The 22,792-nt window shown below is 71.6% G+C and carries 28 protein-coding genes, 1 pseudogene and 1 riboswitch; of the genes and pseudogenes, 11 read left to right on the top strand and 18 right to left on the bottom strand.

Annotated features, from left to right (window positions below):
• Nucleotide 1: 1 nt before the first annotated feature.
• A riboswitch (TPP riboswitch) is annotated at nt 2-107 on the bottom strand.
• A gap of 172 nt (nt 108-279) precedes the next feature.
• Complete coding sequence (locus tag ACFE86_RS12110) at nt 280-645, top strand: restriction endonuclease (protein WP_375455575.1); 366 nt, start codon at nt 280-282, stop codon at nt 643-645.
• Nucleotides 646-767: 122 nt separating this feature from the next.
• Nucleotides 768-1,844, top strand: coding sequence for an acyltransferase family protein (locus tag ACFE86_RS12105; protein WP_375455574.1), 1,077 nt, complete (start codon nt 768-770; stop codon nt 1,842-1,844).
• A 25-nt stretch (nt 1,845-1,869) separates the two neighbouring features.
• Here ACFE86_RS12105 and ACFE86_RS12100 read toward each other — a convergent pair whose 3' ends face one another.
• The 3 genes from ACFE86_RS12100 to ACFE86_RS12090 all read right to left on the bottom strand — a co-directional run bounded on the left by ACFE86_RS12100 (nt 1,870) and on the right by ACFE86_RS12090 (nt 2,811).
• The gene (locus ACFE86_RS12100; protein ID WP_375455573.1) at nt 1,870-2,151 is read right to left on the bottom strand and encodes a PilZ domain-containing protein; all 282 of its coding nucleotides are present in this window, start codon (nt 2,149-2,151) and stop codon (nt 1,870-1,872) included.
• 82 nt (nt 2,152-2,233) lie between these two features.
• Nucleotides 2,234-2,488 carry a PilZ domain-containing protein gene (locus ACFE86_RS12095; protein WP_375455572.1) on the bottom strand — a complete coding sequence of 85 codons (255 nt, stop codon included), beginning with the start codon at nt 2,486-2,488 and terminating at the stop codon, nt 2,234-2,236.
• A gap of 5 nt (nt 2,489-2,493) precedes the next feature.
• Nucleotides 2,494-2,811 carry a flagellar protein gene (locus ACFE86_RS12090; RefSeq protein WP_375455571.1) on the bottom strand — a complete coding sequence of 106 codons (318 nt, stop codon included), beginning with the start codon at nt 2,809-2,811 and terminating at the stop codon, nt 2,494-2,496.
• Between the two features lie 201 nt (nt 2,812-3,012).
• On the opposite strand from ACFE86_RS12090, the gene ACFE86_RS12085 reads away from it, so the two are divergent.
• The 4 genes from ACFE86_RS12085 (at nt 3,013) to ACFE86_RS12070 (ending at nt 7,363) form a co-directional block, all read left to right on the top strand.
• Nucleotides 3,013-5,217, top strand: a complete 2,205-nt coding sequence (locus tag ACFE86_RS12085; protein WP_375455570.1) for a transglycosylase domain-containing protein — start codon at nt 3,013-3,015, stop codon at nt 5,215-5,217.
• Between the two features lie 64 nt (nt 5,218-5,281).
• The gene (locus ACFE86_RS12080; RefSeq protein ID WP_375455569.1) at nt 5,282-5,443 is read left to right on the top strand and encodes a hypothetical protein; all 162 of its coding nucleotides are present in this window, start codon (nt 5,282-5,284) and stop codon (nt 5,441-5,443) included.
• 257 nt (nt 5,444-5,700) lie between these two features.
• Complete coding sequence (locus ACFE86_RS12075; protein WP_375455568.1) at nt 5,701-6,780, top strand: adenylate/guanylate cyclase domain-containing protein; 1,080 nt, start codon at nt 5,701-5,703, stop codon at nt 6,778-6,780.
• 118 nt (nt 6,781-6,898) lie between these two features.
• Nucleotides 6,899-7,363 carry a YaiI/YqxD family protein gene (locus tag ACFE86_RS12070; protein WP_375455567.1) on the top strand — a complete coding sequence of 155 codons (465 nt, stop codon included), beginning with the start codon at nt 6,899-6,901 and terminating at the stop codon, nt 7,361-7,363.
• A gap of 19 nt (nt 7,364-7,382) precedes the next feature.
• Here ACFE86_RS12070 and ACFE86_RS12065 read toward each other — a convergent pair whose 3' ends face one another.
• The 6 genes from ACFE86_RS12065 to ACFE86_RS12040 form a co-directional block, all read right to left on the bottom strand.
• Nucleotides 7,383-7,631, bottom strand: coding sequence for a BrnA antitoxin family protein (locus ACFE86_RS12065; protein ID WP_375455566.1), 249 nt, complete (start codon nt 7,629-7,631; stop codon nt 7,383-7,385).
• Between the two features lie 9 nt (nt 7,632-7,640).
• Nucleotides 7,641-8,012, bottom strand: coding sequence for a hypothetical protein (locus ACFE86_RS12060; RefSeq protein WP_375455565.1), 372 nt, complete (start codon nt 8,010-8,012; stop codon nt 7,641-7,643).
• A gap of 318 nt (nt 8,013-8,330) precedes the next feature.
• Nucleotides 8,331-9,350, bottom strand: coding sequence for a TonB family protein (locus ACFE86_RS12055; RefSeq protein ID WP_375455564.1), 1,020 nt, complete (start codon nt 9,348-9,350; stop codon nt 8,331-8,333).
• Nucleotides 9,351-9,353: 3 nt separating this feature from the next.
• The gene (gene tolR, locus ACFE86_RS12050) at nt 9,354-9,854 is read right to left on the bottom strand and encodes a protein TolR (RefSeq protein ID WP_375455563.1); all 501 of its coding nucleotides are present in this window, start codon (nt 9,852-9,854) and stop codon (nt 9,354-9,356) included.
• A 104-nt stretch (nt 9,855-9,958) separates the two neighbouring features.
• Nucleotides 9,959-10,648, bottom strand: a complete 690-nt coding sequence (locus tag ACFE86_RS12045; RefSeq protein ID WP_375455562.1) for a MotA/TolQ/ExbB proton channel family protein — start codon at nt 10,646-10,648, stop codon at nt 9,959-9,961.
• 95 nt (nt 10,649-10,743) lie between these two features.
• Complete coding sequence (locus ACFE86_RS12040; protein WP_375455581.1) at nt 10,744-11,250, bottom strand: Tat pathway signal protein; 507 nt, start codon at nt 11,248-11,250, stop codon at nt 10,744-10,746.
• Nucleotides 11,251-11,758: 508 nt separating this feature from the next.
• On the opposite strand from ACFE86_RS12040, the gene ACFE86_RS12035 reads away from it, so the two are divergent.
• Entirely contained in the window at nt 11,759-12,187 is a 429-nt protein-coding gene (locus ACFE86_RS12035) for an Hsp20 family protein (protein ID WP_375455561.1), read from the top strand.
• 109 nt (nt 12,188-12,296) lie between these two features.
• The gene (locus ACFE86_RS12030; protein ID WP_375455560.1) at nt 12,297-12,581 is read left to right on the top strand and encodes a DUF1150 family protein; all 285 of its coding nucleotides are present in this window, start codon (nt 12,297-12,299) and stop codon (nt 12,579-12,581) included.
• On the opposite strand, the gene ACFE86_RS12025 is transcribed toward ACFE86_RS12030, so the two are convergent.
• Nucleotides 12,568-13,359 (bottom strand): alpha/beta hydrolase, encoded by a 792-nt coding sequence (locus tag ACFE86_RS12025; protein WP_375455559.1) that lies wholly within the window; start codon nt 13,357-13,359, stop codon nt 12,568-12,570. The genes ACFE86_RS12030 and ACFE86_RS12025 overlap by 14 nt on opposite strands.
• A gap of 145 nt (nt 13,360-13,504) precedes the next feature.
• Here ACFE86_RS12025 and ACFE86_RS12020 point away from each other — a divergent pair, with 145 nt between their 5' ends.
• The 3 genes from ACFE86_RS12020 to ACFE86_RS12010 all read left to right on the top strand — a co-directional run bounded on the left by ACFE86_RS12020 (nt 13,505) and on the right by ACFE86_RS12010 (nt 16,580).
• Nucleotides 13,505-14,734 (top strand): glycosyltransferase, encoded by a 1,230-nt coding sequence (locus ACFE86_RS12020; RefSeq protein WP_375455580.1) that lies wholly within the window; start codon nt 13,505-13,507, stop codon nt 14,732-14,734.
• 234 nt (nt 14,735-14,968) lie between these two features.
• Nucleotides 14,969-15,490, top strand: a complete 522-nt coding sequence (gene infC / locus ACFE86_RS12015) for a translation initiation factor IF-3 (protein WP_375455558.1) — start codon at nt 14,969-14,971, stop codon at nt 15,488-15,490.
• 301 nt (nt 15,491-15,791) lie between these two features.
• The gene (locus ACFE86_RS12010; RefSeq protein WP_375455557.1) at nt 15,792-16,580 is read left to right on the top strand and encodes a ThiF family adenylyltransferase; all 789 of its coding nucleotides are present in this window, start codon (nt 15,792-15,794) and stop codon (nt 16,578-16,580) included.
• Here ACFE86_RS12010 and ACFE86_RS12005 read toward each other — a convergent pair.
• The 8 genes and pseudogenes from ACFE86_RS12005 to ACFE86_RS11970 form a co-directional block, all read right to left on the bottom strand.
• A complete protein-coding gene (locus ACFE86_RS12005) occupies nt 16,549-16,812 on the bottom strand; it encodes an SEC-C metal-binding domain-containing protein (protein ID WP_375455579.1) in 264 nt (87 codons plus the stop codon). The genes ACFE86_RS12010 and ACFE86_RS12005 overlap by 32 nt on opposite strands.
• 195 nt (nt 16,813-17,007) lie before the next feature.
• A pseudogene (locus ACFE86_RS12000) lies at nt 17,008-17,442 on the bottom strand (DUF1186 domain-containing protein); the annotation flags it as partial.
• 38 nt (nt 17,443-17,480) lie between these two features.
• The gene (gene pheT, locus ACFE86_RS11995; protein ID WP_375455578.1) at nt 17,481-19,898 is read right to left on the bottom strand and encodes a phenylalanine--tRNA ligase subunit beta; all 2,418 of its coding nucleotides are present in this window, start codon (nt 19,896-19,898) and stop codon (nt 17,481-17,483) included.
• A gap of 228 nt (nt 19,899-20,126) precedes the next feature.
• A complete protein-coding gene (locus ACFE86_RS11990; RefSeq protein WP_375455556.1) occupies nt 20,127-20,612 on the bottom strand; it encodes a hypothetical protein in 486 nt (161 codons plus the stop codon).
• Nucleotides 20,609-20,914, bottom strand: coding sequence for a hypothetical protein (locus ACFE86_RS11985; RefSeq protein WP_375455555.1), 306 nt, complete (start codon nt 20,912-20,914; stop codon nt 20,609-20,611). The genes ACFE86_RS11990 and ACFE86_RS11985 overlap by 4 nt, the downstream gene beginning before the upstream one ends.
• Nucleotides 20,915-21,024: 110 nt before the next feature.
• Nucleotides 21,025-22,107, bottom strand: a complete 1,083-nt coding sequence (gene pheS / locus ACFE86_RS11980) for a phenylalanine--tRNA ligase subunit alpha (protein ID WP_375455577.1) — start codon at nt 22,105-22,107, stop codon at nt 21,025-21,027.
• A 151-nt stretch (nt 22,108-22,258) separates the two neighbouring features.
• Nucleotides 22,259-22,627 carry a 50S ribosomal protein L20 gene (rplT, locus tag ACFE86_RS11975; protein ID WP_375455554.1) on the bottom strand — a complete coding sequence of 123 codons (369 nt, stop codon included), beginning with the start codon at nt 22,625-22,627 and terminating at the stop codon, nt 22,259-22,261.
• 42 nt (nt 22,628-22,669) lie between these two features.
• Nucleotides 22,670-22,792, bottom strand: a 123-nt coding sequence (locus ACFE86_RS11970; RefSeq protein ID WP_375455576.1) for a bL35 family ribosomal protein, incomplete at its 5' end; no start/stop codon positions are given.

Here is a 22,792-nt window from a genome sequence, read left to right as displayed (position 1 = left end):
GCCGCAGGTTCCCGTCCCTCCGCCGGTATGAGCCGGATCAGGTTCAAGGGTCAGGACTTCGGGTCCACTCTCAGCCCCCCGGATGCGGGGCCCCCCTCGGAATGCGGGTGAATCTCCGCGTCCCGCCGGCCTTTGTCAATCCGGCGCGGTTCGCGGAAACGCGCGGTGCCCGCCGCGGTCCCCGGCGGGCACGAGCGCGCGGGCGGCGCCCCGGCGCCTCGCCGCGGGCGGCCGGCGTCCCATATCGCCGCCGGGACGGCGTGCGGAGGGTTCGGGCGGGTGGGACGACGCGGGCGGCGCTGGCGCGAAGACGATCCGGCCACGCAGCCGCAGGCCGTCCCGGTGGTCTGCCCGCTGTGCGAGCGGCCGATCCCGCCGCGGGCGCGCTCCAGCCTGCATCATCTCGTGCCGAAGCTGAAGGGCGGGGCGCAGGGCGCCACGGTGCGCCTGCATCAGGTCTGCCATTCGGCGATCCATGCCCGCCACAGCGAGGCGGAGCTCGCCCGGCGCCTCGCCGACGTGGACGCGCTGCGGGCCGAGCCGGAGATCGCGCGCTTCCTCGCCTGGGTCCGGACCAAGCCCGACGACTTCCACGCCGCCACCCGCATGACGCGGGACCGCCGCGCGGCCAGGCGCAAGGGGTGACGAAGGGGTAGGCGGCCCGTTCACCCGGCGTTTCCCATGCCACGCGAAGGTCCGGCGCCGCTCACGCGGCCTTCACCCGTCCCCGGCCAAGGATCGGCGCGCGGCGGGGATGCGGGGCGGTGATGGCGGGCGCAACGGGGCCGGAGGACGCGATGCGGCTCGCCTGGGTCGACGTCGCCAAGGGCATCTGCATCCTCCTCGTGGTGATGATGCATGCCACGCTGGGCACCGGCGCGGCGATGGCCGGCGAAGGCTTCCTCCACGCCGTCGTGGGCTTTGCAAAGCCCTTCCGCATCCCGGGCTTCTTCCTGCTGTCCGGCCTGTTCGTCGGACGGGTGATCGACCGCGACTGGCGGCTGTTCGCGGACCGGCGCGTCGTCCACTTCGCGTATTTCTACGGGCTGTGGGTGCTGATCCAGTCGCTGGCGAAGGTCGGCGCGATCGCCGGCGACGGCGGCCCGGGCGCCTTCGCCGCCCACCTGCTGCACGCCCTGGTCGAGCCATACGCGAGCCTGTGGTTCATCTACCTGCTCGCGGTGTTCTCGGTCGTCACCAAGTGCCTCCGGCGCGTGCCCGCCTCCGTGCTGCTCGCGGGCGCTGCGCTGCTGCAGGTCGTGCCCGTGCAGACGGAGTCCTATCTCGTCGAGGAGTTCTGCGCCCGCTACGTCTACTTCGTGGCCGGCTACCTCTTCGCCGGGCGGGTCTTCGCCCTCGCGGGATGGGTGACCCGCAATCCCGTTCCGGCGCTCGCCGGGCTCGTCGCCTGGGCGGGGGTCGAGGCGTGGCTCGCCTTCGCGCCGGCGAACCTGCCCGGCTATCCGACGCTCGCGAGCCTGCCGCTCGTCGGCCTGCTCCTCGGCGGGGCAGGCGGGCTCGCGATCGTCGCGACCGCCGCGCTGCTGACCGCGGCCGGCGGACCGGTCGCCGCGGCGCTGAGACTCTGCGGCAACCGCTCGATCGTGATCTACCTCGCCTTCTTCCTGCCGATGGCCGCGGCGCGCACGCTGATCGTCACATCCGGGGCGATCAGCGATGTCGGCCTTGCCAGCCTGATCGTTACGGCGGTCGCCGTCGCGCTGCCGCTCGCCTTCGAGCGCGCGATCCGCGGAACCCGTCTCGGCTTCCTCTTCCGGCGCCCGCCGGCGTTCCACATCACCTCCGCGCGGCCCACCCGTACCGAGGCGCTCCAGCCGGCCTGAACCGGATTGCGGCGCTCCGGGCGCGTCAGCCGTCGAAGCGAACGCCGAGCCTTCGGCCGTCCCGGCGCACGACCACGCAGTCGCGCGGCGGCTCGTACGCGGTGATCGCGAGCGTGAAGCGGTCCGGCACGATCGCGTCCGCAGCGACCTCGACCTGCGCGCCGGTCTCCGACACGTCCCAGACGAGGCATTCGAGCGCGTCCGCAAGGCTCTCGGCACGGAGGCTCTCGGCACGGAGGCCCTCGGCATGCAGGCTGCCGACCCGGAAGGCGTCCCTGCGCGGGGCGTGGCGTCGATTGTCGCTCATGGCATGACGGACGGTGGCTCGCATCGCGGAAACCCGGATGCTGACCGCGACGGCTTAAGGAAGCCTCCCGCCCGGCCCGGCCTCACGCGGGCGGCCCCTCGAAGCGGGCGCCGATCTCCTCGCCGTGCCGCCAGACGATCCGACAGACCCGGGGGCCGCCGAAGCGATCCGCGGAGAGCAGGAAGGTCGTCGGCAGCGACGGCACCTCGGGCGCCACGACGCGAACGCCGGCGTTCGACAGGTCGTAGATCAGGCAGGGGACCGAGGTGTGCTCGTCGAGCGCGATCAACGCGGTCTCGTCGATGCGCTCCCGTGCGGCGTTGCGGCGTTCGTGCATGGCGGTCAGATCCTGACGTCGAGCAGGCGTTTCGTCATCGTGTCGGCGCTCCGCAGGACCGCCGCGTTCACGGCGAAATCGGCCCGGCTCACGATCAGGTCGACGGCGGTGGCGGTCAGGTCCACCGCGACCGCCGCGGGGAGGGCCGTGGCCGCCGGGGCGGTGCCGGCCGAGGCTATGCGTTCGGCCGCATCGCCGAAGCGGGCCGCTGCGGCCGTCATGCCGGCTGCCGAGATCTGTCCGATTGCGCTCATCACCACACCTGCCTCCACCGAAGCAAAGCACGCGGCGGCCCAACGAACGATGTCGCGATTGCATCGCATTCGAACGAACGGCGCGCAGGGCGAGGGCCGATGCGGATCGCGAAAGCCAAGCCGCCGATGGCAAACGGGATCTCAAAAGCCGGGGTTAACGGCCCTTAAACCCGCCGCATTTACCGTGCCGGAACCGGGTTCCCGACGACCGACCTCGCCTTCGACCGGCGCGGGGCGCGTCCCGACGGGGCCTCAGCACAGACGGGACGCATGGCGAACGGACGCGGACGGGCCGGCCGGGGCGAACCGAACTTCGACGTGCCGGAGGGGCGCGGCGCGGATCGGGACGGCCCCGACCTGCGGCTCTCCCGCGCCGATCGCGCGGGAGGCGGCGTGGCGGGCGGTTCGGGCAGGGGGCGGGACGGCGCGGACCGGCGCGGGCGCGCGGGCGCGCCGGCCTCCGGGGACGGGCGCCGCGCCGCGGCGCCGCGCAAGCCGCGGCGGCGCCCGCTGCTCGGGCGCATCGCCTACGCCGGAGCGGTGCTCGGGCTCTGGGCGGTCATCGCGGTCGCGGGCCTCGTGGCGTATCACGCCTCGCAGCTTCCGCCGATCGACCAGCTCGCCGTGCCCAAGCGCCCGCCGAACATCGCGATCCTGGCGGGCGACGGCTCTCAGCTCGCCAACCGCGGCGAGACCGGCGGCCGCGTCGTCGGCATCCGGGAGCTTCCGCCCTACCTGCCGCGGGCCTTCGTGGCGATCGAGGACCGGCGCTTCTACGGCCATTTCGGCGTCGACCCGGTCGGCATCCTGCGCGCGCTCGGCCAGAACCTGACCCGGCGCGGCGTGGCGCAGGGCGGCTCGACCCTGACGCAGCAGCTCGCCAAGAACCTGTTCCTGACCCCCGAGCGTTCGGCCTCGCGCAAGATCCAGGAGGCGATCCTCGCCCTGTGGCTGGAGCACCGGTACACCAAGGACGAGCTGCTCGAACTCTACCTCAACCGGGTCTATTTCGGCGCGGGCGCCTACGGCGTCGAAGCCGCGGCGCAGCGGTACTTCGGCAAGCCGGCCAAGGCCGTCAGCGTCGCGGAGGCCGCGATGCTCGGCGGCCTCGTCCAGGCGCCCTCGCGGCTCGCGCCGAACCGCAACCTCCCGGCCGCCCAGGCGCGCGCCGCCCAGGTGGTCGCGGCGATGCAGGAACTCGGCTTCATCACCGCGCAGGACGCCAAGGTCGCGCTCGCCCAGCCGGCGCGCCCCGCGGGCAGCCGCGGCGGCGGCTCGGCCAACTACGTCGCCGACTTGGTGATGGACGTGCTCGACGACTTCGTCGGCACGTTCGAGGGCGACATCGTGGTGCAGACCACGGTCGATGCGAGCCTGCAGGCCTCTGCCGAGAAGGCGCTGGTCGACGAGCTGAACGCCAAGGGCGGCCGCTACAACGTCGCCCAGGGCGCGCTGGTCGCGATGCGGCCGGACGGGGCGATCCGCGCGCTCATCGGCGGGCGCGACTACGCCCGGAGCCAGTTCAACCGCGCGACCACGGCCAAGCGCCAGCCCGGCTCGGCGTTCAAGCCCTTCGTCTACCTCGCCGCGGTCGAGCGCGGCGCGACGCCCGACACCGTGAAGGAGGACGCGCCGATCCGGATCGGCACCTGGCAGCCGGAGAACTACTCGCATCAGTACGAGGGGCCGGTCAGCTTACGCACGGCGCTCGCGCTGTCGCTGAACACCGTCGCGGTGCGGCTCGGCCAGGAGGTCGGCGCCAAGGCGGTGGTGCAGACGGCCCAGCGCCTCGGCATCACCTCGGCCCTCCAGGCCAACGGCTCGATCGCGCTCGGCACCTCCGAGGTGACGCCGCTGGAGATGGTCGGCGCCTACGGCGCCTTCGCCAACGGCGGCACCGGCGTGATCCCCTACGTGGTGGCCGGCGTGAAGGGCGCCGACGGCAAGGTCCTGTACAAGCGCGGCGAGGGCGGCTTGGGCCGCGTGATCGACCCGAGCGCGGTCGGCATGATGAACGCGATGATGCACGAGACCTTCGTGATCGGCACCGCCAGGAAGGGCGACATCCCGGGCTGGGACCTGGCCGGCAAGACCGGCACCAGCCAGGACTTTCGCGATGCGTGGTTCATCGGCTACTCGGGAAGCCTGGTCACGGGCATCTGGCTCGGCAACGACGACGGCGAGCCGACGAAGAAGGCGTCCGGCGGCAACCTGCCGGTGGAGATCTGGAAGACCTTCATGAGCGGCGCGCTGAAAGGTCAGACGCCGGTTCCGCTGCCGGGACTGAACCGCTGGCGCAAGGCGCCGGAGACCACGGCGTCCGTGGCGGGCGCCCCGGGGCCCGGCGGCCTCCTCGGTGCGCTGCTCGGCGAACCGACCGCCCCGAGGGCATCGACGGCTCCCGGCCGCCGTCCCCAGGGGCCCGGCCGGGACGACCGCAACTTCATCGAGAAGCTGTTCGGCGTCGGCGATTGAAGCGATGTCCGGTTGATCGATTCGGCCCGTAAGCGATGGGTCGTCTACGGCATCGGCAGGGTCCGTGGACGCGCTCCACGGGGAAACGCGCGTCGATCTCGCGATCGCGGCCGCGGCGGGGCGGGGCGAGCCCGCGCCGGCATTCTCGACGGCGCGGGCCGCGCGTCCGGTCTTCGGGATCGAAGGCGTCCTCCAGCCGGGTCAGGAAGACCAGCGCCACGGCTGAGGGCGTCGTGCCGCGCCTGCGCGATCGCGGCGGGAACCCGTCCGCCGGCCCGAGGAGAAGCCTGTGGCGCCCCGGCCGCGATCGCGCCATCATGGGGCCGTGAGCAATCGCCTGATAACCCGGTCCGGAACGGGACTCTGGACGAGGCCGGATGTCCGCGTGGTGAGATCGTCCCCCGTCCGACAACACTCCAGGGTCGCCTTCGTGCTCGCTGCCACGCTCCCTCCCGTCATGCCTCCGGCCGGCGCGGATCGCTGATGCTGCCGCAGCACCGCTGGTTCTGGGCCCTCATCCTCGTCGCGTGCGGCGGCGCGGGCCTTCTGTACAACCTGCTCTTCGTCGGCGGCACGTCGCTGACCGCCGGCCTCGTCTACGGCCTCGCGGTCGGCGGGACGGTGCTCGCCTTCGACCGCGGCCTGATCCTGTCCGGCCTCCAGGCGCGCCTGCGCCGCCTGCCGGCGATGCTGTACGTCCCGTCGGCGGAATTGCTCTACGTGCTGATGATCGCGCTCGGCTGCGCGCTCGGCGGCCTCGTGGTCTGGGTGCTGGGACTGACCGGCGACAGCCTCGCCGCCGCCGTGCGGATCACGCCGCGGGTGCTGGCCTACTCGCTCGCCGTCTCGGCGCTGCTGGTCTTCGTCGTGCGGATGCGCGACCTGATCGGCGGCGAGGTCTTCGTCAACTTCCTCGTCGGACGCTACCACAAGCCGGTGCGCGAGGAGCGGATCTTCCTGTTCCTCGACGTCGTCGGCTCGACCGCCTTCGCCGAGACGCACGGCGACCTGCGAGCGCAGGAATATCTCGGCGCGATCTTCGCGACGCTGGCCGAACCGGTCCGGCGCAACGCCGGCTCCACCGACGACTACATCGGCGACCTCGCGATGATCACGTGGCCGATGCCGCGCGGCCTGAAGGGCGCGCGCTGCATCGCCTGCGTGTTCGACGTGTTCGACCGGATCGAGGCGGACGCCGCAGCCTGGACCGCGCGCTTCGGCACGGTGCCGCGCCTGCGCGCGGCCCTGCACGGCGGCTCGGTGGTCACGGCCGAAGTCGGCATCGACCGGCACAAGATCGCCTATTTCGGCGACACGGTGAACGTGACGTCGCGGATCGAGGCCCTGTGCCGGCCGCTCGGCGTGGAAACCCTGATCTCGCAGGACCTGCTCGACCGCCTCGACGGCCTGCCCCCCGGCATCCGCGCCCGCTCGCTCGGGGCGCATGCCCTGCGCGGCCGCGGGCAGCCGTTGTCGGTGGCGACGCTGGAGCGGGGGGTGCCGCGGTTGCTTCAGGGCGGCCCCGTCGAGGCCGGCCGGCCGGCGCTGAGCGCAGCCCGATGAGCATACCCGTCCGCGCGACCCTGCGGGCGCCGCCACGCTGCGGCCTGCCGATGGCCTCGACCGTCCCGGCGCGCCCGGTGCCCCGGCGCGCCTCGACGCCGTCGCCGCGGAGAGCGTCGTGAGCGCCCCGGCCGCGATCTACCTCGACGCCGACGCCTGCCCGGTCAAGGACGAGACCTACCGGGTCGCCGCGCGCTACGGGCTGCACGTCTACGTCGTCGCCAACAGCTTCCTGAACGTCCCGCGCGAGTCGTGGATCGAGCGCGTTGTGGTGAGCGACGCCATGGACGCGGCCGACGACTGGATCGCCGAGCGCGCGGGCCCCGGCGCCATCGTCGTCACCGCCGACGTGCCGCTGGCGAGCCGCTGCGTGAAGGCCGGCGCCACGGTGATCGGCCCGAACGGCAAGCCGTTCACCGATGCCTCGGTCGGCCTGGCGCTGGCGACGCGCAACCTGATGCAGGACCTGCGCGAGGCCGGCGCGGTCACCGGCGGCCCGCGACCGTTCTCGGCCCGCGACCGCTCCGAATTCCTCGGCGCGCTCGACCGTGCGGTGAACCGGATACGACGGGGCGCCGGCTAGACTGGGCCTCGGCCCCCTGTCAGGCGCCGGCCAGACGCTTCAGCGCGTCGTTGATACGGTCCTGCCAGCCCGGACCGTCCTTCTGGAAGTGGGCGAGCACGTCGCTGTCGAGGCGGAGCGTCACCGACTCGCGGGCGCCGGGGACGGCCTGGGCCACCCGCGGCTCGGGCGCGGGCGCCGGGGCAGGCTTGGCGGTGGTCGCGGCCTTGAAGGCGGCCTCGGCCGCCTGTCGCGGATCGGTGATGCGGCGGTTGCGGTCGAAGGCCATGGCTGCCTCTCAAGCCTTCGTCGCGGCTTTCGCCGCGATCTTCTTAGGGGGTGCCTTCTCGCTCGCGGCCTTCTCCGCGGCCTTCTCGGCGACCTTGGCCGCCTTCGCCGCCGCGGCCTTGGTCTTCGGCTTCACCTCGGCGGCCTTGGCCTGCGCGTCGGCGGCCTCCTTGGCCAGCCGCAGCGCCCGCAAACGAATCGTGCGCTCGTCGACGGACTTGATCGAGGCCAGGTGCTCGGCCATGGCCTGGGCCCCCTCGCGCTGCATGCGCTCGGCCCGCTCCGCCCGTTCGGCCCGCTCCTCGGCCTTGTGCTTGGCTTCCTCTTCCGGGGTCCGAACCTCGTCCTCGGTGTCCGTGCCCGTATCGATCTCGTCGCTCATCGCATCCCTTTCGTCCCGTCCCATGACCGGCGCAACGATGCGCGACCACCCGGAAGGTGCGCGCGGCGCGTCGGAATGGGCGGGTCCGGCGCACCCTGAGACCAGGGAGGCGACCGGTTCGCGTCGTCTCCGCAGGTCCGCCGCGACCCCGTCGCAGCAGGCGGAATGGCCAAGTGTGTAGCACGCCGCCACCGGCGAAGGCGAATGCCCTGGCCTCGTACGCGGCGCGGCGCGACGACTTTTCCCGTGCGGCGACGGCGCGGCGCGCCGGGCATCGATCGATCGGACGTCCGCGAACCCCGCCGGTCGCCACGGGGGTCAGCGGACACGGTAGTTCAGCGGGATCGTGACCGAGAGGCTCGACTGCGTCACGCCGGGGGGCGCCGGCGGCAGGCTTCCGCGGATCGCGCCCAGCGCCGCGCTGTCGATCTGGCCGACGCCGCTGCTGCGCGCGAGGCCGGCGCCGGTCACCTGGCCCGATCGCAGGACGGTGAAGCGCACCATCGCCGTGCCGCCGGCCGTGCCGCTCGCGGCGCCCGGGTTCATCCGGCCGTGGATCGCCGAGCTGATCGCGCCGGTCCATTGCCGCATGGCGCTCAGGTCGTTGCCGGCGGCCGCGCGTCCGGCCGCGTCCTGGCGAGAGGCCGACGCCGAACTGCGGCTCTCGGCGCCCGAGCGCGCCTGCGCCTCCTTGGCCTGCCGCGCGGCCTTGGCCTTGGCCTCGCGGACCGCCTCCTGACGTTCCTCGGCGGCCTCGCGGCGTGCCTCCTCGACCTGCTCGCGGCGCTTGGCCGCCCGGATCTTCGCGTCGCGCTCCGCCTTGAGCTTGGCGAGATCGACCTTCGGCTTTTCCGGCTCGGCCGGCTTGACGGGCTCGGGCGCCCGGGCGAGCGCGGGCGGCGGGGGTGCCAGCGGTTCCGCCTGCTCCGCCTGCGCGGTGATCACCTGGCTCTCCGGCTCGACGACGACGGCGTCCGGCGGCGCGTCCGCCACGGATTGCGGCGGCGGCGGCGCGACGACGGCCTCGTCGGGCTCGACCTCGGCCACCTCCGGCGGCGGCTTGGTCGGCTCGGCCTCGGCCGGCTCCTCGACCGGCTTGGTCTCGGGCGGCGCGGCCTCGCTCGCCTGCTGCTGGCTCGGCGCCTGCGTGTCCGTCTCGGTCATCAGCGGCGCGAGGTCGATCGAGACCTGCTGCTCGCCGGGCGGTGCGGGCGGGGTGAGCTTGAACGCGGCGAGGCCGGCGAGCACGGCGAGATGCAGCGCGAGGGCGACGAGGAACGCGGGGGCGAGGCCGGCAGCCCGCGCCTGCGGCTCCCCGGCCGTGACGATGGCGGCCATGACTTACCGCGCCGCGCCGCCGGACGGAGCCGCGGCGGGTGCCGGCGGGGCGGCCCCGGCGGCGGGGCCTCCGGGCGACTGGGCGATCAGCGAGACCTTCGTGAAGCCGGCTTGGCCGACGAGGCCCATCACCTCCATGATCTTACCGTAGGGCACCTCCCGGTCGCCGCGCACCAGCATCACCTGCTCCTTGTTCTCCGCGGCCATGGCGCGCAGGCGCGGCATCAGCGTCTCGGCGGTGAAGACCTCCTTGGCGATCGAGGGCTTGCCGTCCTTGTCGATGGTGACCTCGACGGGCTTCTTCGCCTGCGCGACCTTGGCGGCCGCGGTCTTCGGAAGCTGCACCGATACGCCGGTGGTCATCAGCGGCGCGGCGACCATGAAGATGATGAGCAGCACCAGCATCACGTCGACCATCGGGGTGACGTTGATCTCCGACATCGGCGCCGTGTCGAAGCCGTCCTCGTCGTCGGAACCGCTCGCGCGGATCGAACCCATCGCCATGCGGCGTCCTCCGGGATCGGCGGCGCTGCCCCACGGGGCGGCCGCAACGGGAATGGTGCGCCCGGGCTCCGCCGAACGGGCCGGGCGTCGGATCGGAGGCGCGGCTACTCGGCGGCGGCGCGGTGCTGGACGCCGCGGTCGCGGGCGAGGCGGTTGCCGAGCAGGCCGATGCCCGAGACGAACGTGCTCTGGACCCGGCCGATGTCGTTGGCGAGCTTGTTGTAGGCCATCACCGCCGGGATCGCGACGACGAGGCCGATGGCGGTGGCAAACAGCGCCTCGGCGATGCCCGGCGCGACGACGGCGAGCGAGGTGTCCTGGCTGCGCGCGATCGACGCGAACGCGTTCATGATGCCCCAGACCGTGCCGAACAGCCCGACGAACGGTGCGGTCGAGCCGGAGGTCGCCAGCAGCGCGAGGCCGTTCTGCAGGCGCTTGACCTCCAGGGCCAGGGCGGCGCGCATGGCGCGCTCGATCCGCTCGCGCCGCTCGGCGCGGGTCTCGCCCTGGTCCTGGTCGCGCCATGCGTCGAGCGCCGCCCTGGTCACGTGGCCGGCGATGCCGGTCATCCCCGTCTCCAGGCTTCCGCCCGAGCGCACCAGCGCGTCGAAGGCCCTGGCCTGCCGCCGGGCTGCGGCGAGCCGGACGACCTTCTCGAACACCACCGTCCAGCAGGCGAGCGAGGCCATCACCAGCAGGATCATCACGCCCTTGACGATCGGATCGGCCTGAAGGAACAGGCCGACGAACGAGAAGTCGTGGCCGGCGTCGATCGGGGCGGATGTCGCATCCATCTCGGGTTCCTCAAGGACGTGTCGGGTACGGGCGCGGGCCGTCGGACGGGTCGGTTTTCGCAGGTCGCCCGCCCGCCGGCGGGACGCGGGCGGTCTCAACGATCGAAGGTCACGCCCGCCTTGGTCTCGGTCTCGGTGCGTTCCAGGCAGGTCTCGCGGCCGGCCTCGCCGCCCTCGCAGGCGAGCACGTCGTTGAGCAGGACCCGGCCGACCTTCGCGCAGGCGATGCCGGGGAAGTCGAAGATCTTGACGGTGGTCTTGCGCGCCGGGATCGGCCCGAGTTCCACCGCGACGCGCTTCTGCGCGATCCCGTCGGTGTCGAAGGCGAACAGGTCGACCTTGTAGGATCGCAGCGCCGCCCCGCGGCCGTTGTCGACGACGATCGTCGCCCGGCAGGCGTCGCCCGCGGCCTCCATGCGGTTGAGCTGGAGCTTGATCGGCGCGCCCTTGTCCGAGGCCGGCCCGTCCTGCGCCATGGCCGAGGCCAGCAGGGACACGACGAAGACGAGCGACAGCGCGAGGCAGGCCGCCGTGTCGAGGGCGAGCCGCCCGATCCGGAGCCGGTACAGCGGAACGCCGCCTCTGAGCACCTGTGCAGCCATCGACACGTCGTCCCATCCTCCGCCGCCCGGGGTTTCGTTCGGGCGGCGCTCGCCGCTCGATCGCGGGGACCACGCGATACGCCGCGCGGCTCGACCGCGCCGGGTCTCCGGCACCGCCGCATCGCCGCCGCGGAGATCCGCGACCCGCGCCGCCCCATGGGTTTCCCCCGGGCCGGACCGCACCGCGCCTGCCGGGCGGGAGTATCCGAGATGGCGCCGGAGGATCAAGGGCCGCGCTGAAAATCAGAGCCGTTCCAAACTGTTACGAAGACGCGCGACGGCTCGGACAGCCGGGACTGCCGAACGATCCCGGTCCGGAGCGCCGGATCGTCCCGGTTGTCCTACCGCGGCGACCGCGTGCGCTTCCCTTGATGGCTCCGGTGGTGTCGTCCATATCTCGACGTGCCGCACGTGCAGTCCGGACGAAGCGCCGCTTGCGGTGGGCTCCGCGCGCCGGGGGGCCCGTCAGCCGCGCGGCCAAGGGGCCTCACGAGGAAGCCTGTCGCCGATGACCCGTCCATCCCCGTTCGGACACCCGTTCCTGCTCGGATTCGACGAGATCGAGCAGGCCCTCGACCGGGTTTCGAAGGCCGCCAACGACGGCTATCCGCCCTACAACATCGAGCGCCTGAGCCGGACCGAGCGGGAGCCGGACCGGCTCCGGATCATCCTGGCGGTGGCGGGCTTCACCCGGGATCAGCTCGACGTGATGCTGGAGGAGAACCAGCTCGTCGTGCGCGGCCGGCAGGTCGAGGACAAGGAGCGGCAGTTCCTGCACCGCGGCATCGCGGCGCGGCAGTTCCAGCGGGCGTTCCTGCTCGCCGACGGGATGGAGGTGCTCGGCGCCGACCTGTCGAACGGGCTCCTGTCGATCGACCTCGCGCGGCCCGAGCCGGAGCGCGTGGTGCGCCGTATCGCCATCCTCGAGCGCGATTGATCCGGCGGCCGGACACCCCACATCCGATGAAGGCCCACGATCGCCGGATCGCTTCGATCAGGACGGGGTCGTCCGGGCCGAATGCTCTGCCTCGGAAGGAGGGCACGACATGACCGAACCGAACGCATCCCCGCTCACCGCCGCCGACCTCGACCCGGCGGAGTTCGAGGCCGACGACCTCGCCGCCTTGGGCGAGGGCCACATCGCCTATGTCCGGCCGATCCGGTCCGACGAGGTCATGCGCCTGTTCCCGCAGGCCCCCGAACTCACCCCCGGCCTCGACCTGTTCGCCCTGCTCTCGGCGAGCGGCGCGCCGATCCTGCTCGCCGACTCGCGCGACGTGATCCTCGCCAACGCCGCCGCGCACGACCTCCACCCGGTCAGCCTGCACTGAGCGGGTCGGCCATCTCCGCCACCGCCGAGAGCAGCCGCGCGATGTCCTGCGGCCGCGACAGGCGGTGGTCGCCGTCGGCGATCAGCGTCAGCACCGTTCCCGCCGCCGGCAACCTTTCCAGGATGCGGAAGGCGTGCGCGTGCGGCACGTCCGGGTCCTTCATCCCCTGGAGGATGTGGACCGGACAGCCGAGATCGAGCGGGCCGGCGAGCAGCCTGTTGCGCCGGCCGTCCTCGATCAGAGCCATGGTGATGGCGTCGGGCTCCGGCGCGTAGGCGCTCTGGCGATGCCAGACCCCGTCCTGCTCCAGCCTCGCCCGGACCTCCGGCGGGAAACGGTCCCACATCAGGTCCTCGGTGAAATCCAGCGCCGGCGCGATCAGCACCAGCCGGGTCGGCGCGCCGCCGCCGCTTCCGGCCAGGGCGCGGGCGGCGAGGCAGGCGATCCATCCGCCCATCGAGGAGCCGATCAGCACCGGGGCGTCCGCGGCATGGGCCGCGAGTACGGCCTGCGCGTCCTCGAGCCAGGTCGAGATCGTGCAGGCGGAAAAGTCGCCCTCCGACGCCCCGTGGCCGGAATAGTCGAACCGCACGAACCGGCGCCCGGCGGATGCGGCCCAGGCATCGACCGCCATCGCCTTGGTGGCGCCCATGTCGGAGCGGAAGCCGCCGAGCCAGACGATCGCCGGACCGGCGCCGTCGCGCACGCGCACCGCGATCCGGCGCCGGGCGGCGCCCGTTCCGGCCATGACGCATTCGAGCGCCGTCCCATCCCGCATCCCGTCCTCCCGGCTCGCGCGTTCCCGACCTGACCGTGTCGTCTTCAGCACCCGTTTACCGGACCGTAAAGCGCACCCGCGATCCTATGACAATGAACCCCCTGATGCGGCCATGCCCGGCGCAGGCCATTCCGGCAGCGCGCCGATGAACGACGCGCTTCGTACCGCGGCCGGCTTTCCGGGCGACGCCGCGCCGCTCGCCGGCGCCTGCGTGCTCCAGATCATCCCGGAACTCGATGCCGGCGGGGCGGAACGGACCACCCTCGACATCGCGGCCGGCCTCGCGGCGGCCGGCGCGCGCGCGCTCGTGGCCACCGAGGGCGGGCGGCTGGTCGCCGAGTTGCAGGCCAAGGGCGGGATCTGCCTGCCGTTCCCGGCGGCATCCAAGAACCCGGCGCTGATGGCGCTGAACGTCGGCCGCCTTGCGCGCCTGTGCCGGCGCGAGGGCGTCCAGATCATCCATGCCCGCTCGCGCGCGCCGGCCTGGGTGGCGCTCGGCGCGGCGCGCCGGCTCGGAATCCCGTTCGTGACGACCTATCACGGCAGCTATTCCGGCCGGACCGGCGTCAAGGTGCTCTACAACTCGGTGATGGCGCGGGGCGACGTGGTCATCGCCAACTCGCACTACACCGCCGACCTGATCCGCAGCCTCCATGCCGAGCAGGCGGGCGAGCGTGTCCAGGTGATCCACCGCGGCACCGACCTGTCCGCCTTCACCACGGTCGCGGTGGGCTCGGGTCGCGTCGAGGCCCTGCGCCGGAACTGGGGCGTGGCGCCGCACGAGCGGGTGATCCTGCTGGCGGCGCGGCTCACGGCCTGGAAGGGCCAGCGCATCCTGATCGAGGCGGCGGCGCTGATGCGCGCGCGCGGCATCGCCGACTTCGCCGTGGTGCTCGCGGGCGATCCGCAGGGGCGCGCGGCCTACGAGCGCGAGCTCGATGCCCTCGTCGCGGCCCGCGGGCTCGACGGCATCGTGCGCCGGGTCGGGCATTGCAGCGACATGCCGGCGGCGTTCCGGGCAGCCTCGGTCGTCGCTGTGCCTTCGGTCGAGCCCGAGGCCTTCGGCCGCTCCGCGGTGGAGGCGCAGGCGCTGGGTACGCCCGTGGTGGTGTCCGATCTCGGTGCGGTGCCGGAGACGGTGCTGAGCCCGCCCGAGGTGGCGGCCGGCCAGCGCACCGGCTGGCGGGTGCCCGCGGGCGACGCGCCGGCGCTCGCCGCCGCCCTCGATGAGGCCCTCTCCCTCGGTGCCAGCGCCCGCGACGCGCTCGCCCGCCGCGGGCGGGCGCATGTCGAGGCGCATTTCTCGCTGGAGCGGATGACGGGCGACACGCTCGCGATCTACGCCCGGCTGCTCGGCCGCTCCGCGTCCCCGTGAAAGACCGCCGCGCGGACCTTGCCGGACGCCCCACAGGCTGCTCTCGCGTGCCTGGTCTTGCTTTCGCGCCGGGACGGCGACATGTGTTGACACGCCGCACGGTTCGGCCAAGGTATGGCATCCGGGATTGGCCGGAGCGCACGGTGGTCACGGTTCCCTACGGTTGGGGTGCCATGGGCTGCCGTTTCGTCGTTGCATCGGGAGAACACAGCCATTCGTAGACCCATGAGAGCCATGCCGGCCCCGCAGAAGGACGGGCCGCGCGCCAACCGGGACATCCGTGGCGTCCGCGAAGTGCAGCTCATCGACGACACCGGCCAGAACCGGGGCGTCGTCGCCTTCTTCGATGCTCTCGCGCTGGCCGAAGAGGCCGGGCTCGACCTCGTCGAGATCGCGCCGAACTCTGTCCCTCCCGTCTGCAAGCTGCTCGATTACGGCCGCTTCCGCTTCAACGAACAGAAGAAGCAGAACGAGGCCCGCAAGCGCCAGAAGACGGTCGAGGTCAAGGAGATCAAGCTGCGGCCCGGCATCGACAAGCACGATTACGACACCAAGATGAAGTCGGTGCATCGCTTCTTCGAGGAGGGCGACAAGGTCAAGGTGACCTTGCGCTTCCGCGGGCGCGAGATGGCGCACCAGGACATTGGCCTGCGCCTGCTGGAGCGCGTCAAGACCGAGACCGCCGAGATCGCCAAGGTCGAGAGCGAGCCTATGCTGGAGGGCCGCCAGATGATCATGATCCTGGCGCCGCGCTAGCCCGGCACCTGCCCCAGACGGCTTGCCGGGTCACGCGTCGCCGCGGAGCCACATGGTTCGCTCCAACCCTGTCATTCCGGGGCTGCGAAGCAGAACCCGGAATCCATAGCCGCCGGCAGTGCTTCAGATTGCCGCCACGGCGGCTATGGATTCCGGGTTCGCCTCCGGCGCCCCGGAATGACGAAGTCGAGACCGTTGGCGGAGCTTCCGTTGGCGGGGAGAGGGCGGCGATGCGTTGTCAAGGCTGAGCCGGGGCGAACCCGACCCTCCTGCCCTGGTACCGCTCGCTTATCTTACAGTCATGCCTCTGAACTCCGAAGAGATCGAACGCTACGCCCGGCATCTCGTGCTGCCGGAGGTCGGCGGCCCGGGGCAGGGCAGGCTCAAGGCGGCGCGGGTGCTCGTCGTCGGCGCCGGCGGCCTCGGAGCGCCGTTGATCCAGTACCTGGCCGCCGCCGGCATCGGCACGATCGGCATCGTCGACGACGACACGGTCTCGCTCTCGAACCTGCAGCGGCAGGTGATCCACGGCACGCCCGATCTCGGCCGGCTCAAGGTCGCGAGCGCCACCGAGGCGGTCGCGCGCCTCAACCCGCACGTCCGGGTGGTGGCGCATCCGCTCCGGATCGACGCGGCGTCCGCCGAGGCGCTGGCCGCACAATACGACATCCTCGCCGACGGCTCCGACAACTTCGCGACGCGCTACGCCGTGTCCGACGCCTGCTACCGCGCGCGGCGTCCCCTGGTCACGGCGGCGCTCGGCCGGTTCGACGGCACGCTCACCACGATCCGCGCCCACGAGACCGGCGCCGACGGGCGCCCGAACCCGACCTATCGCTGCCTGTTCCCGAGCCCGCCGCCGCCCGGCACCGTGCCGCCCTGCGCCGAGGCCGGGGTGCTCGGGGCGCTCGCCGGCGTGATGGGCTCGCTGATGGCGATGGAGGTGATCCGCGCGGTCGCGGGCTTCGGCGAGCCGCTGGTCGGGCGGCTGCTCATGGTCGACGCCCGCGCGATGCGCTTCGAGACCTTGGGCTACGCCTGGGACGAGGCGAACCCGCTCAACGGGACCGGATCTTGTCCAGGACGCTGAGGATCTCGCCCATGTCGGGCTTGGCCTCCTTGCCGAGGCAGCACTTCTTGAACTTCTTCCCGCTGCCGCAGGGGCAGGGATCGTTGCGGCCGACATCCTTCAGCGGGTTGCGCTGGGGCATGCCGGCGCCTTCCTTGGTCCAGGCGAGCTGGGCGACCGGATCGTCGAGATAGCCGTGGTGCCAGTGGTCGAGGCGCGCGCGGTCGTCGGGCTTGCGCTCGGCCTCGCGCAGCGTGTCCTTGAACCACGCCGCGTCGCTGAACTCGTCGGTGATGCGCCTGTCGCGGCGCGCCACCTCGGCACGGGGCACGAGATCGCGAAGCCCGAGATAGGCGATCGTCTCCTCCCAGCCGATCCAGGCCATGTCGCCCTCGACGGCCGCGTGCGCGTCGTCGAACCGGATCAGCAGGGCGCGGACCGCGTCGCGCTCGATGCGCCCTTCGAGGGTCAGGAACACGCAGGCCGCGAACAGGGAATGGCGGACGGCGTCGTCGATCGTGCTGTCGAGGATCAGCGCGAACAGGGCGTCGGTCTGCCCGTCGAACAGGCTGGCCATCACCCGCGACAGGGTGGAGGTGACGGCGTCTCCGAGCAGCAGGTCGAGGGTGTCGCCGTCCTGGCGCAGCAGGCGCAGCAGGGGTGCCAGCGCGCGGGCGTGGCGGGCATGGGCCAGCACGTGCAGACCCCAGAACATCAGGTTCTGCTCGCCCGGCTCCAGCGCGACGCCGTCGGCGGCGGACGACAGCAGGCGCAGGGTCCCGTCGGCGACCGAGGCCGGCCGGGCCAGGGCCTGACGCAGGGCCTTCTCCGGCAGGTGATCCGCCTCGGAGAGCGCGCGGATCAGGCTCGCGTCGTCGGTCATGCTCGGTCTCCCTCGTGTCCTACCCGGCCCCGACGCGGTCAGGCGCGCAGCGTCGCGCCGGTCTTGCGGGCGACCTCGGCCACGATCCGCGCTCCGACCGCATCGATCTCCGCATCGGTGAGCGTCCGGTCCAAGGGCTGCAGCCGCACGGCGATCGCCACGGACTTCGAGCCCTCCGGGATGCCGGCGCCCTCGTAGACGTCGAACACGTCGATCCCCGCGACGAGCTTGCGTTCGGCGCCCGAGGCCGCCTTGACGATGTCGCCCGCGGCGACGTCGCGGCCGACGACGAAGGCGAAGTCGCGCGATACCGGCTGGAAGTCGGAGAGCGCCACGACGCCCTTGGTCTTGGTCGGCTTGTGCTTCGGGAGCGGGACGGCATCGAGCACGATCTCGAAGGCGACGAGCGCGCCCTTGAGGTCGAGCGCCTTCATCACCCGAGGATGGACCTCGCCGAAATGCCCGATCACGGTCTTCGGTCCGAACCGGAGCGTGCCCGAGCGGCCCGGATGCAGCCAGCCGGGGCCGCCGGCCACCACTTGGAGGCCGCCGGTCGGCACGCCGAGGCCGGCCAGCAGCGCCAGCGCGTCGGCCTTGGCCTCGAAGGCGTCCACCGTCGCGGCCGCCCCGTCCCAGTGGCGGCCTCCGCCTGCGCGGTTCGCGGTCGCCCGCCGCACCGCCGCGGCGCGGATGCTCTGGCCCTCGGGCTCGTCGCTCAGGAAGCACTGCCCGACCTCGAACAGGGCGGCGTCGGGACAGCCGCGGTCGGCGTTGCGCTGGGCCGCCCGCAGCAGGCCCGGCACCAGGCTCGGGCGCATGTCGGAGAGGTCCGACGCGATCGGGTTGGCGAGCACGAGATCGGCGCCGCCGCCGCCGAACAGCACCGCGTCGGCGTGCGGGATGAACGACCACGTCACGGCCTCCATCAGGCCGCGGCTCGCCAGCGCGCGCTTGGCGCGGCGGGTGCGCTTCTGGATCACGGTGAGGGCCGGCCGGCCCGCCCCGAGCACCGGCGGCAGGGGCTTCGGCTCGATCCGGTCGAGGCCGGCGATGCGGATGATCTCCTCGACGAGGTCGGCCTTGCCCTCGATGTCCGGCCGCCAGGACGGCGCCAGCACCTTCACCCGGTCGCCCGAGCCGGCGACGTGGAAGCCCAGCGTCTCCAGCGTCACCTTCATCTCGACGCGCGAGAGTTCGAGGCCGGCAAGCCGCCGCACCTCGGTCCAGGGGAAGTCGATGACGCGCTCGGATTCCGGCATCTCGCCAGCGATCGTCGCCTCGCTCGGGGTGCCGCCGCAGAGGTCGAGCACGAGCTGCGTCGCGCGGTCGAGGCCGGGCAGCGTCGAGGCCGGATCGACGCCGCGCTCGAAACGGTAGCGCGCATCGGTGATCACGCCGAGCCTGCGCCCGGTCTGGGCGATGTTGGCCGGGTTCCACAGGGCCGATTCGATCAGCACGTCGGTGGTGCCGGCGTCGCACCCCGACGCCTCGCCGCCGATGATGCCGGCGACCGACGCGACGCCGTTCCCGTCGGCGATCACCACCATCTCGGCCCCGAGCGCGTGGGTGCGTCCGTCGAGGCCCTTCAGGCTCTCGCCGTCTCGGGCCAGCCGCACGGTGAGGCTGCCCGACACCTTGGCGGCGTCGAAGACGTGCAGCGGCCGGCCGCGGTCGAAGGTCATGTAGTTGGTGATGTCGACGAGCGCGTTGATCGGGCGCAGGCCGATCGCGCGCAGCCGCGCCTGCATCCACGCGGGCGAGGGCCCGTTCCGCACGCCCCGCACGAGCCGGAGAGCGAAATGCGGGGCCAGATCCCGGGCGCCGGCGGCGAAGTCCAGCGCCACGGACGGGCAGGGGCCCTCGCCGCGGATGCGCGGCGGGCTGGCATGCCTGAGCGCGCCGATCCCGGTCGCGGCGAGATCGCGGGCGATGCCGTGGACCGAGGCGCAGTCGGGGCGGTTCGGGGTGAGGTTGATCGCGACGACCGGGTCGTCGAGCCCGGCATAGAGGGCGTAGGGCGTTCCGACGGGCGCGTCGTGGGCCAAGTCGAGGATGCCGTCGTGGTCGTCGCCCAGGCCCAGTTCCGCCCCGGAGCACAGCATGCCGCGGCTTTCCACCCCGCGGATCGTGCCGACCGACAGGGTGATGTCCTTGCCCGGCACGTAGGTGCCCGGCGGCGCGAACACCGAGCGCATGCCGGCCCGCGCGTTCGGCGCGCCGCAGACCACCTGCACCGGTCGCCCGTCGCCGGCATCGACCGAACAGACCCGCAGCCGGTCGGCGTTCGGATGCGGCTCCGCACTGAGCACCTTCGCGACGACGTAGGACTTCAGCGCGGCGGCCTTGTCCGAGATGGCTTCGACCTCGAGTCCGATGCGGGTGAGCGTCTCGGCGATCACGTCCAGCGACGCCTCGGTGTCGAGGTGGTCCTTGAGCCAGGAGAGGGTGAATTTCATCAGGGACATCGACCTTCGTCGGTTTTAGAGCCGCTCCCGATCAGATTGGATCGGGAGCGGCTCTAAGCTTTTGATTTCAGGCGCACGCTTACGACGAACCAGCGTCCACTTCATCGGATTGCGCTCTAGAGCATTTTCCATGATTCCTGAATCACGGAAAATGCTCTAAGTCTCTGTGTGGTCGCATTTTCTTCACACGAGCCGGTATCCACCTCGCTGGAAAATGCTCTAGAGCGCACGATCATGCGCGATGAGGAGGATCGCGAGACGAAGACGCTCGTCCTTCTGGGAAAGGGCTTCGATCAACGCAATCGCTTCGCGGGCCTGATCAATCAATGAATCGACTTGACGCTGACTGAAAAGCGGGCTTGGCGGGCTGTAATCCGCGGCGTGTCGTTGATCTTGGAGATGAGCGAACAGCAGTCCGACCCTCTTGAGATCCATTTTGATCGCCGCGGCTCGAGGACTCAAGAGCCGGTTGCGAGCTGTCCTGTGATCGACGGTCCGATAGATCGGATCGTGCGTTCCCGTTTTTGACCAACCAACCATCTCGTCGGCGCACACGGCGCAGAGCGCGTGAAAAACGGCGTAATAGGCACCACTTACCGCACGCCGAAAGGCAGCTTGGCGCAGCAATGGTCGCCCTTCAAGATGCGCAAGTCCGTGAGCGACTTCGAGAGCAACGTAGACCAGCGCATCGGGAAGCCGTCTCACGTCTCCGTTCCGCGCATCTCGGTCTCATAGGGACGATCGTCGTCGGGATAATCGAATATCAGGTGGGGAAAGCGCATTTCACCACGGGCCCGAAGCTCGTCGACAAGCGCCTCCATCGCTCCCGCGGAGTCTTTTCCGCTTGTCGCGGGAGCGCCGTTCTTGAACACCACCGTGACGTACAGCGCATCTTCGTCGTCGTAATCGGGCCGCGCATCGATCTCACTTCGATCATATCCGGCGTTCCCGAGGGTCTTTGCCAGAACTTCGTTCGCAATGCGCTTGATCTGAGCCTCGTTTAGCATTGCTTCGCCCTCCTTGGAGCATTTCCAGTGAAGTGGACGCCGGCTCAGGTGAAGAAAACGCGACCACACGAGGAATTCGGAGATCAGGGAAAACGCTCCAACTGATGCCCCTATCCCGTCAGCCCGCCGACCAAGCTCGGCACGTCGAGCGGGCGGAACCCGTAATGCTCGATCCAGCGCAGGTCCCCCTCGAAGAACGGGCGCAGGTCGGGCATGCCGTACTTGAGCATGGCGATGCGGTCGATGCCGACGCCGAAGGCGAAGCCTTGGAATTCGTCCGGGTCGAGCCCACAGTTGCGCAGCACGTTCGGGTGGACCATGCCGCAGCCGAGGATCTCCAGCCAGTCCTGCCCTTCGCCGAAGCGGATCTCCCCGTCCTTTCGCGAGCACTGGATGTCGACCTCCGCCGAGGGCTCGGTGAAGGGGAAGAACGACGGGCGGAAGCGCATCGTCACGCTGTCCACCTCGAAGAACGCCTTGCAGAACGTCTCCAGCACCCATTTCAGGTTACCGAGGTTGGCGGCCTTGTCGATCACCAGCCCCTCGACCTGATGGAACATCGGGGTATGGGTCTGGTCGGAATCGTGCCGGTAGGTCCGCCCCGGGATGATGACGCGGATCGGTGGCGCCTGCGCGCGCATGGTGCGGACCTGGACCGGCGAGGTGTGGGTGCGCAGCACCTTGCGCCTGCCGTCCCGGTCTGGGGCGAGGAAGAAGGTGTCGTGCATCTCGCGCGCCGGGTGCCCGGGCGGGAAGTTGAGCGCGGTGAAGTTCAGTTCGTCCGTCTCGATGTCCGGGCCCTCGGCCACCGCGAAGCCCATCTCGGAGAAGATCGCGGTGATCTCGTCGATGACCTGGCTGATCGGGTGGATGCGCCCGCGTATCTCGGGCGCCTCGCGCACCGGCAGCGTCACGTCGATGCGCTCGGCCGCGAGGCGTGCCGCCAGCGCCGCCTCCGCCAGGGCCTCGCGCCGCAGGGACAGCGCCGCCTGGAGCCGGTCGCGCAGGCCGTTGATGCGCGGGCCCCAGGTCTTGCGCGCGTCCGGCGTCATCGCGCCGAGGGTCTTCAGCAGCTCCGAGACGCTGCCTTTCTTGCCGAGGGTGGCGACGCGCAGCCCTTCGAGGGCGGTCTCGTCGGGGGCGCCTTCGACCTGGGCCAGGAGATCGCGTTCGAGGGCATCGAGATCGGTCATCGCCATCACGGGTCGGAGCGGCTGCGCGGGACGCGGCGTGCTTTTGCCTTTTGCGCGACACCGCGCAAGCGGAACCGCATCGAAACGAAGAAGGCGCGGCGCTCCGGGAGCGACGCGCCTTCGGCGGAGTTGCGGACGTCCCGCGTCCGGGTCAGGCGGCCTTGGCCGGGAGCGCGGCCTTCGCCTTCTCGACAACGACGGCGAAGCTCGCCGGCGCGTGGATCGCCAGATCCGACAGCGCCTTGCGGTCGACGACGATGCCCGACTTCGACAGGCCGTCGATGAAGCGGGAATAGGTCAGGCCGTGCTCGCGCACCGCGGCGTTCAGGCGCTGAATCCAGAGGGCGCGGAAGGTGCGCTTCTTGTTCTTGCGGTCGCGGTAGGCATACTGCATGCCCTTCTCGACCGCCTGCTTGGCGATGCGGATGGTGTTCTTGCGCCGGCCGTAATAGCCGCGGGCGGCCTTGAGGACTTTCTTGTGCTTCGCGTGACTGGTCACGCCGCGCTTGACGCGGGCCATGGGATCGCTCCTGGATTTCTACAAAGCAGGCTGGCAGAAGTCCTACCGCTGGTTGGGCAGGAAGTACTTCTTCACGTTGGCGGCATCGCCCTCGAACAGGGCGGTGGTGCCGCGCAGGTTGCGGATCTGCTTCGTCGTCCGCTTGATCATCCCGTGGCGCTTGCC

Origin of the sequence: uncultured Methylobacterium sp., from assembly GCF_964244095.1 — a bacterium.
GTDB lineage: Bacteria > Pseudomonadota > Alphaproteobacteria > Rhizobiales > Beijerinckiaceae > Methylobacterium.
This window is presented reverse-complemented; position numbering and strand designations above follow the sequence as displayed.

Coding starts and splice junctions, on each gene's coding strand:
- ACFE86_RS12105 (WP_375455574.1), top strand. CDS start 768: ATGGCGGGCGCAACGGGGCCGGAGGACGCGATGCGGCTCGCCTGGGTC.
- ACFE86_RS12100 (WP_375455573.1), bottom strand. CDS start 2,151: ATGAGCGACAATCGACGCCACGCCCCGCGCAGGGACGCCTTCCGGGTC.
- ACFE86_RS12095 (WP_375455572.1), bottom strand. CDS start 2,488: ATGCACGAACGCCGCAACGCCGCACGGGAGCGCATCGACGAGACCGCG.
- ACFE86_RS12090 (WP_375455571.1), bottom strand. CDS start 2,811: ATGCGATGCAATCGCGACATCGTTCGTTGGGCCGCCGCGTGCTTTGCT.
- ACFE86_RS12085 (WP_375455570.1), top strand. CDS start 3,013: ATGGCGAACGGACGCGGACGGGCCGGCCGGGGCGAACCGAACTTCGAC.
- ACFE86_RS12075 (WP_375455568.1), top strand. CDS start 5,701: ATGCTGCCGCAGCACCGCTGGTTCTGGGCCCTCATCCTCGTCGCGTGC.
- ACFE86_RS12065 (WP_375455566.1), bottom strand. CDS start 7,631: ATGGCCTTCGACCGCAACCGCCGCATCACCGATCCGCGACAGGCGGCC.
- ACFE86_RS12060 (WP_375455565.1), bottom strand. CDS start 8,012: ATGAGCGACGAGATCGATACGGGCACGGACACCGAGGACGAGGTTCGG.
- ACFE86_RS12055 (WP_375455564.1), bottom strand. CDS start 9,350: ATGGCCGCCATCGTCACGGCCGGGGAGCCGCAGGCGCGGGCTGCCGGC.
- tolR (WP_375455563.1), bottom strand. CDS start 9,854: ATGGCGATGGGTTCGATCCGCGCGAGCGGTTCCGACGACGAGGACGGC.
- ACFE86_RS12045 (WP_375455562.1), bottom strand. CDS start 10,648: ATGGATGCGACATCCGCCCCGATCGACGCCGGCCACGACTTCTCGTTC.
- ACFE86_RS12040 (WP_375455581.1), bottom strand. CDS start 11,250: ATGGCTGCACAGGTGCTCAGAGGCGGCGTTCCGCTGTACCGGCTCCGG.
- ACFE86_RS12035 (WP_375455561.1), top strand. CDS start 11,759: ATGACCCGTCCATCCCCGTTCGGACACCCGTTCCTGCTCGGATTCGAC.
- ACFE86_RS12030 (WP_375455560.1), top strand. CDS start 12,297: ATGACCGAACCGAACGCATCCCCGCTCACCGCCGCCGACCTCGACCCG.
- ACFE86_RS12025 (WP_375455559.1), bottom strand. CDS start 13,359: ATGCGGGATGGGACGGCGCTCGAATGCGTCATGGCCGGAACGGGCGCC.
- ACFE86_RS12020 (WP_375455580.1), top strand. CDS start 13,505: ATGAACGACGCGCTTCGTACCGCGGCCGGCTTTCCGGGCGACGCCGCG.
- infC (WP_375455558.1), top strand. CDS start 14,969: ATGCCGGCCCCGCAGAAGGACGGGCCGCGCGCCAACCGGGACATCCGT.
- ACFE86_RS12010 (WP_375455557.1), top strand. CDS start 15,792: ATGCCTCTGAACTCCGAAGAGATCGAACGCTACGCCCGGCATCTCGTG.
- pheT (WP_375455578.1), bottom strand. CDS start 19,898: ATGAAATTCACCCTCTCCTGGCTCAAGGACCACCTCGACACCGAGGCG.
- ACFE86_RS11985 (WP_375455555.1), bottom strand. CDS start 20,914: ATGCTAAACGAGGCTCAGATCAAGCGCATTGCGAACGAAGTTCTGGCA.
- pheS (WP_375455577.1), bottom strand. CDS start 22,107: ATGACCGATCTCGATGCCCTCGAACGCGATCTCCTGGCCCAGGTCGAA.
- rplT (WP_375455554.1), bottom strand. CDS start 22,627: ATGGCCCGCGTCAAGCGCGGCGTGACCAGTCACGCGAAGCACAAGAAA.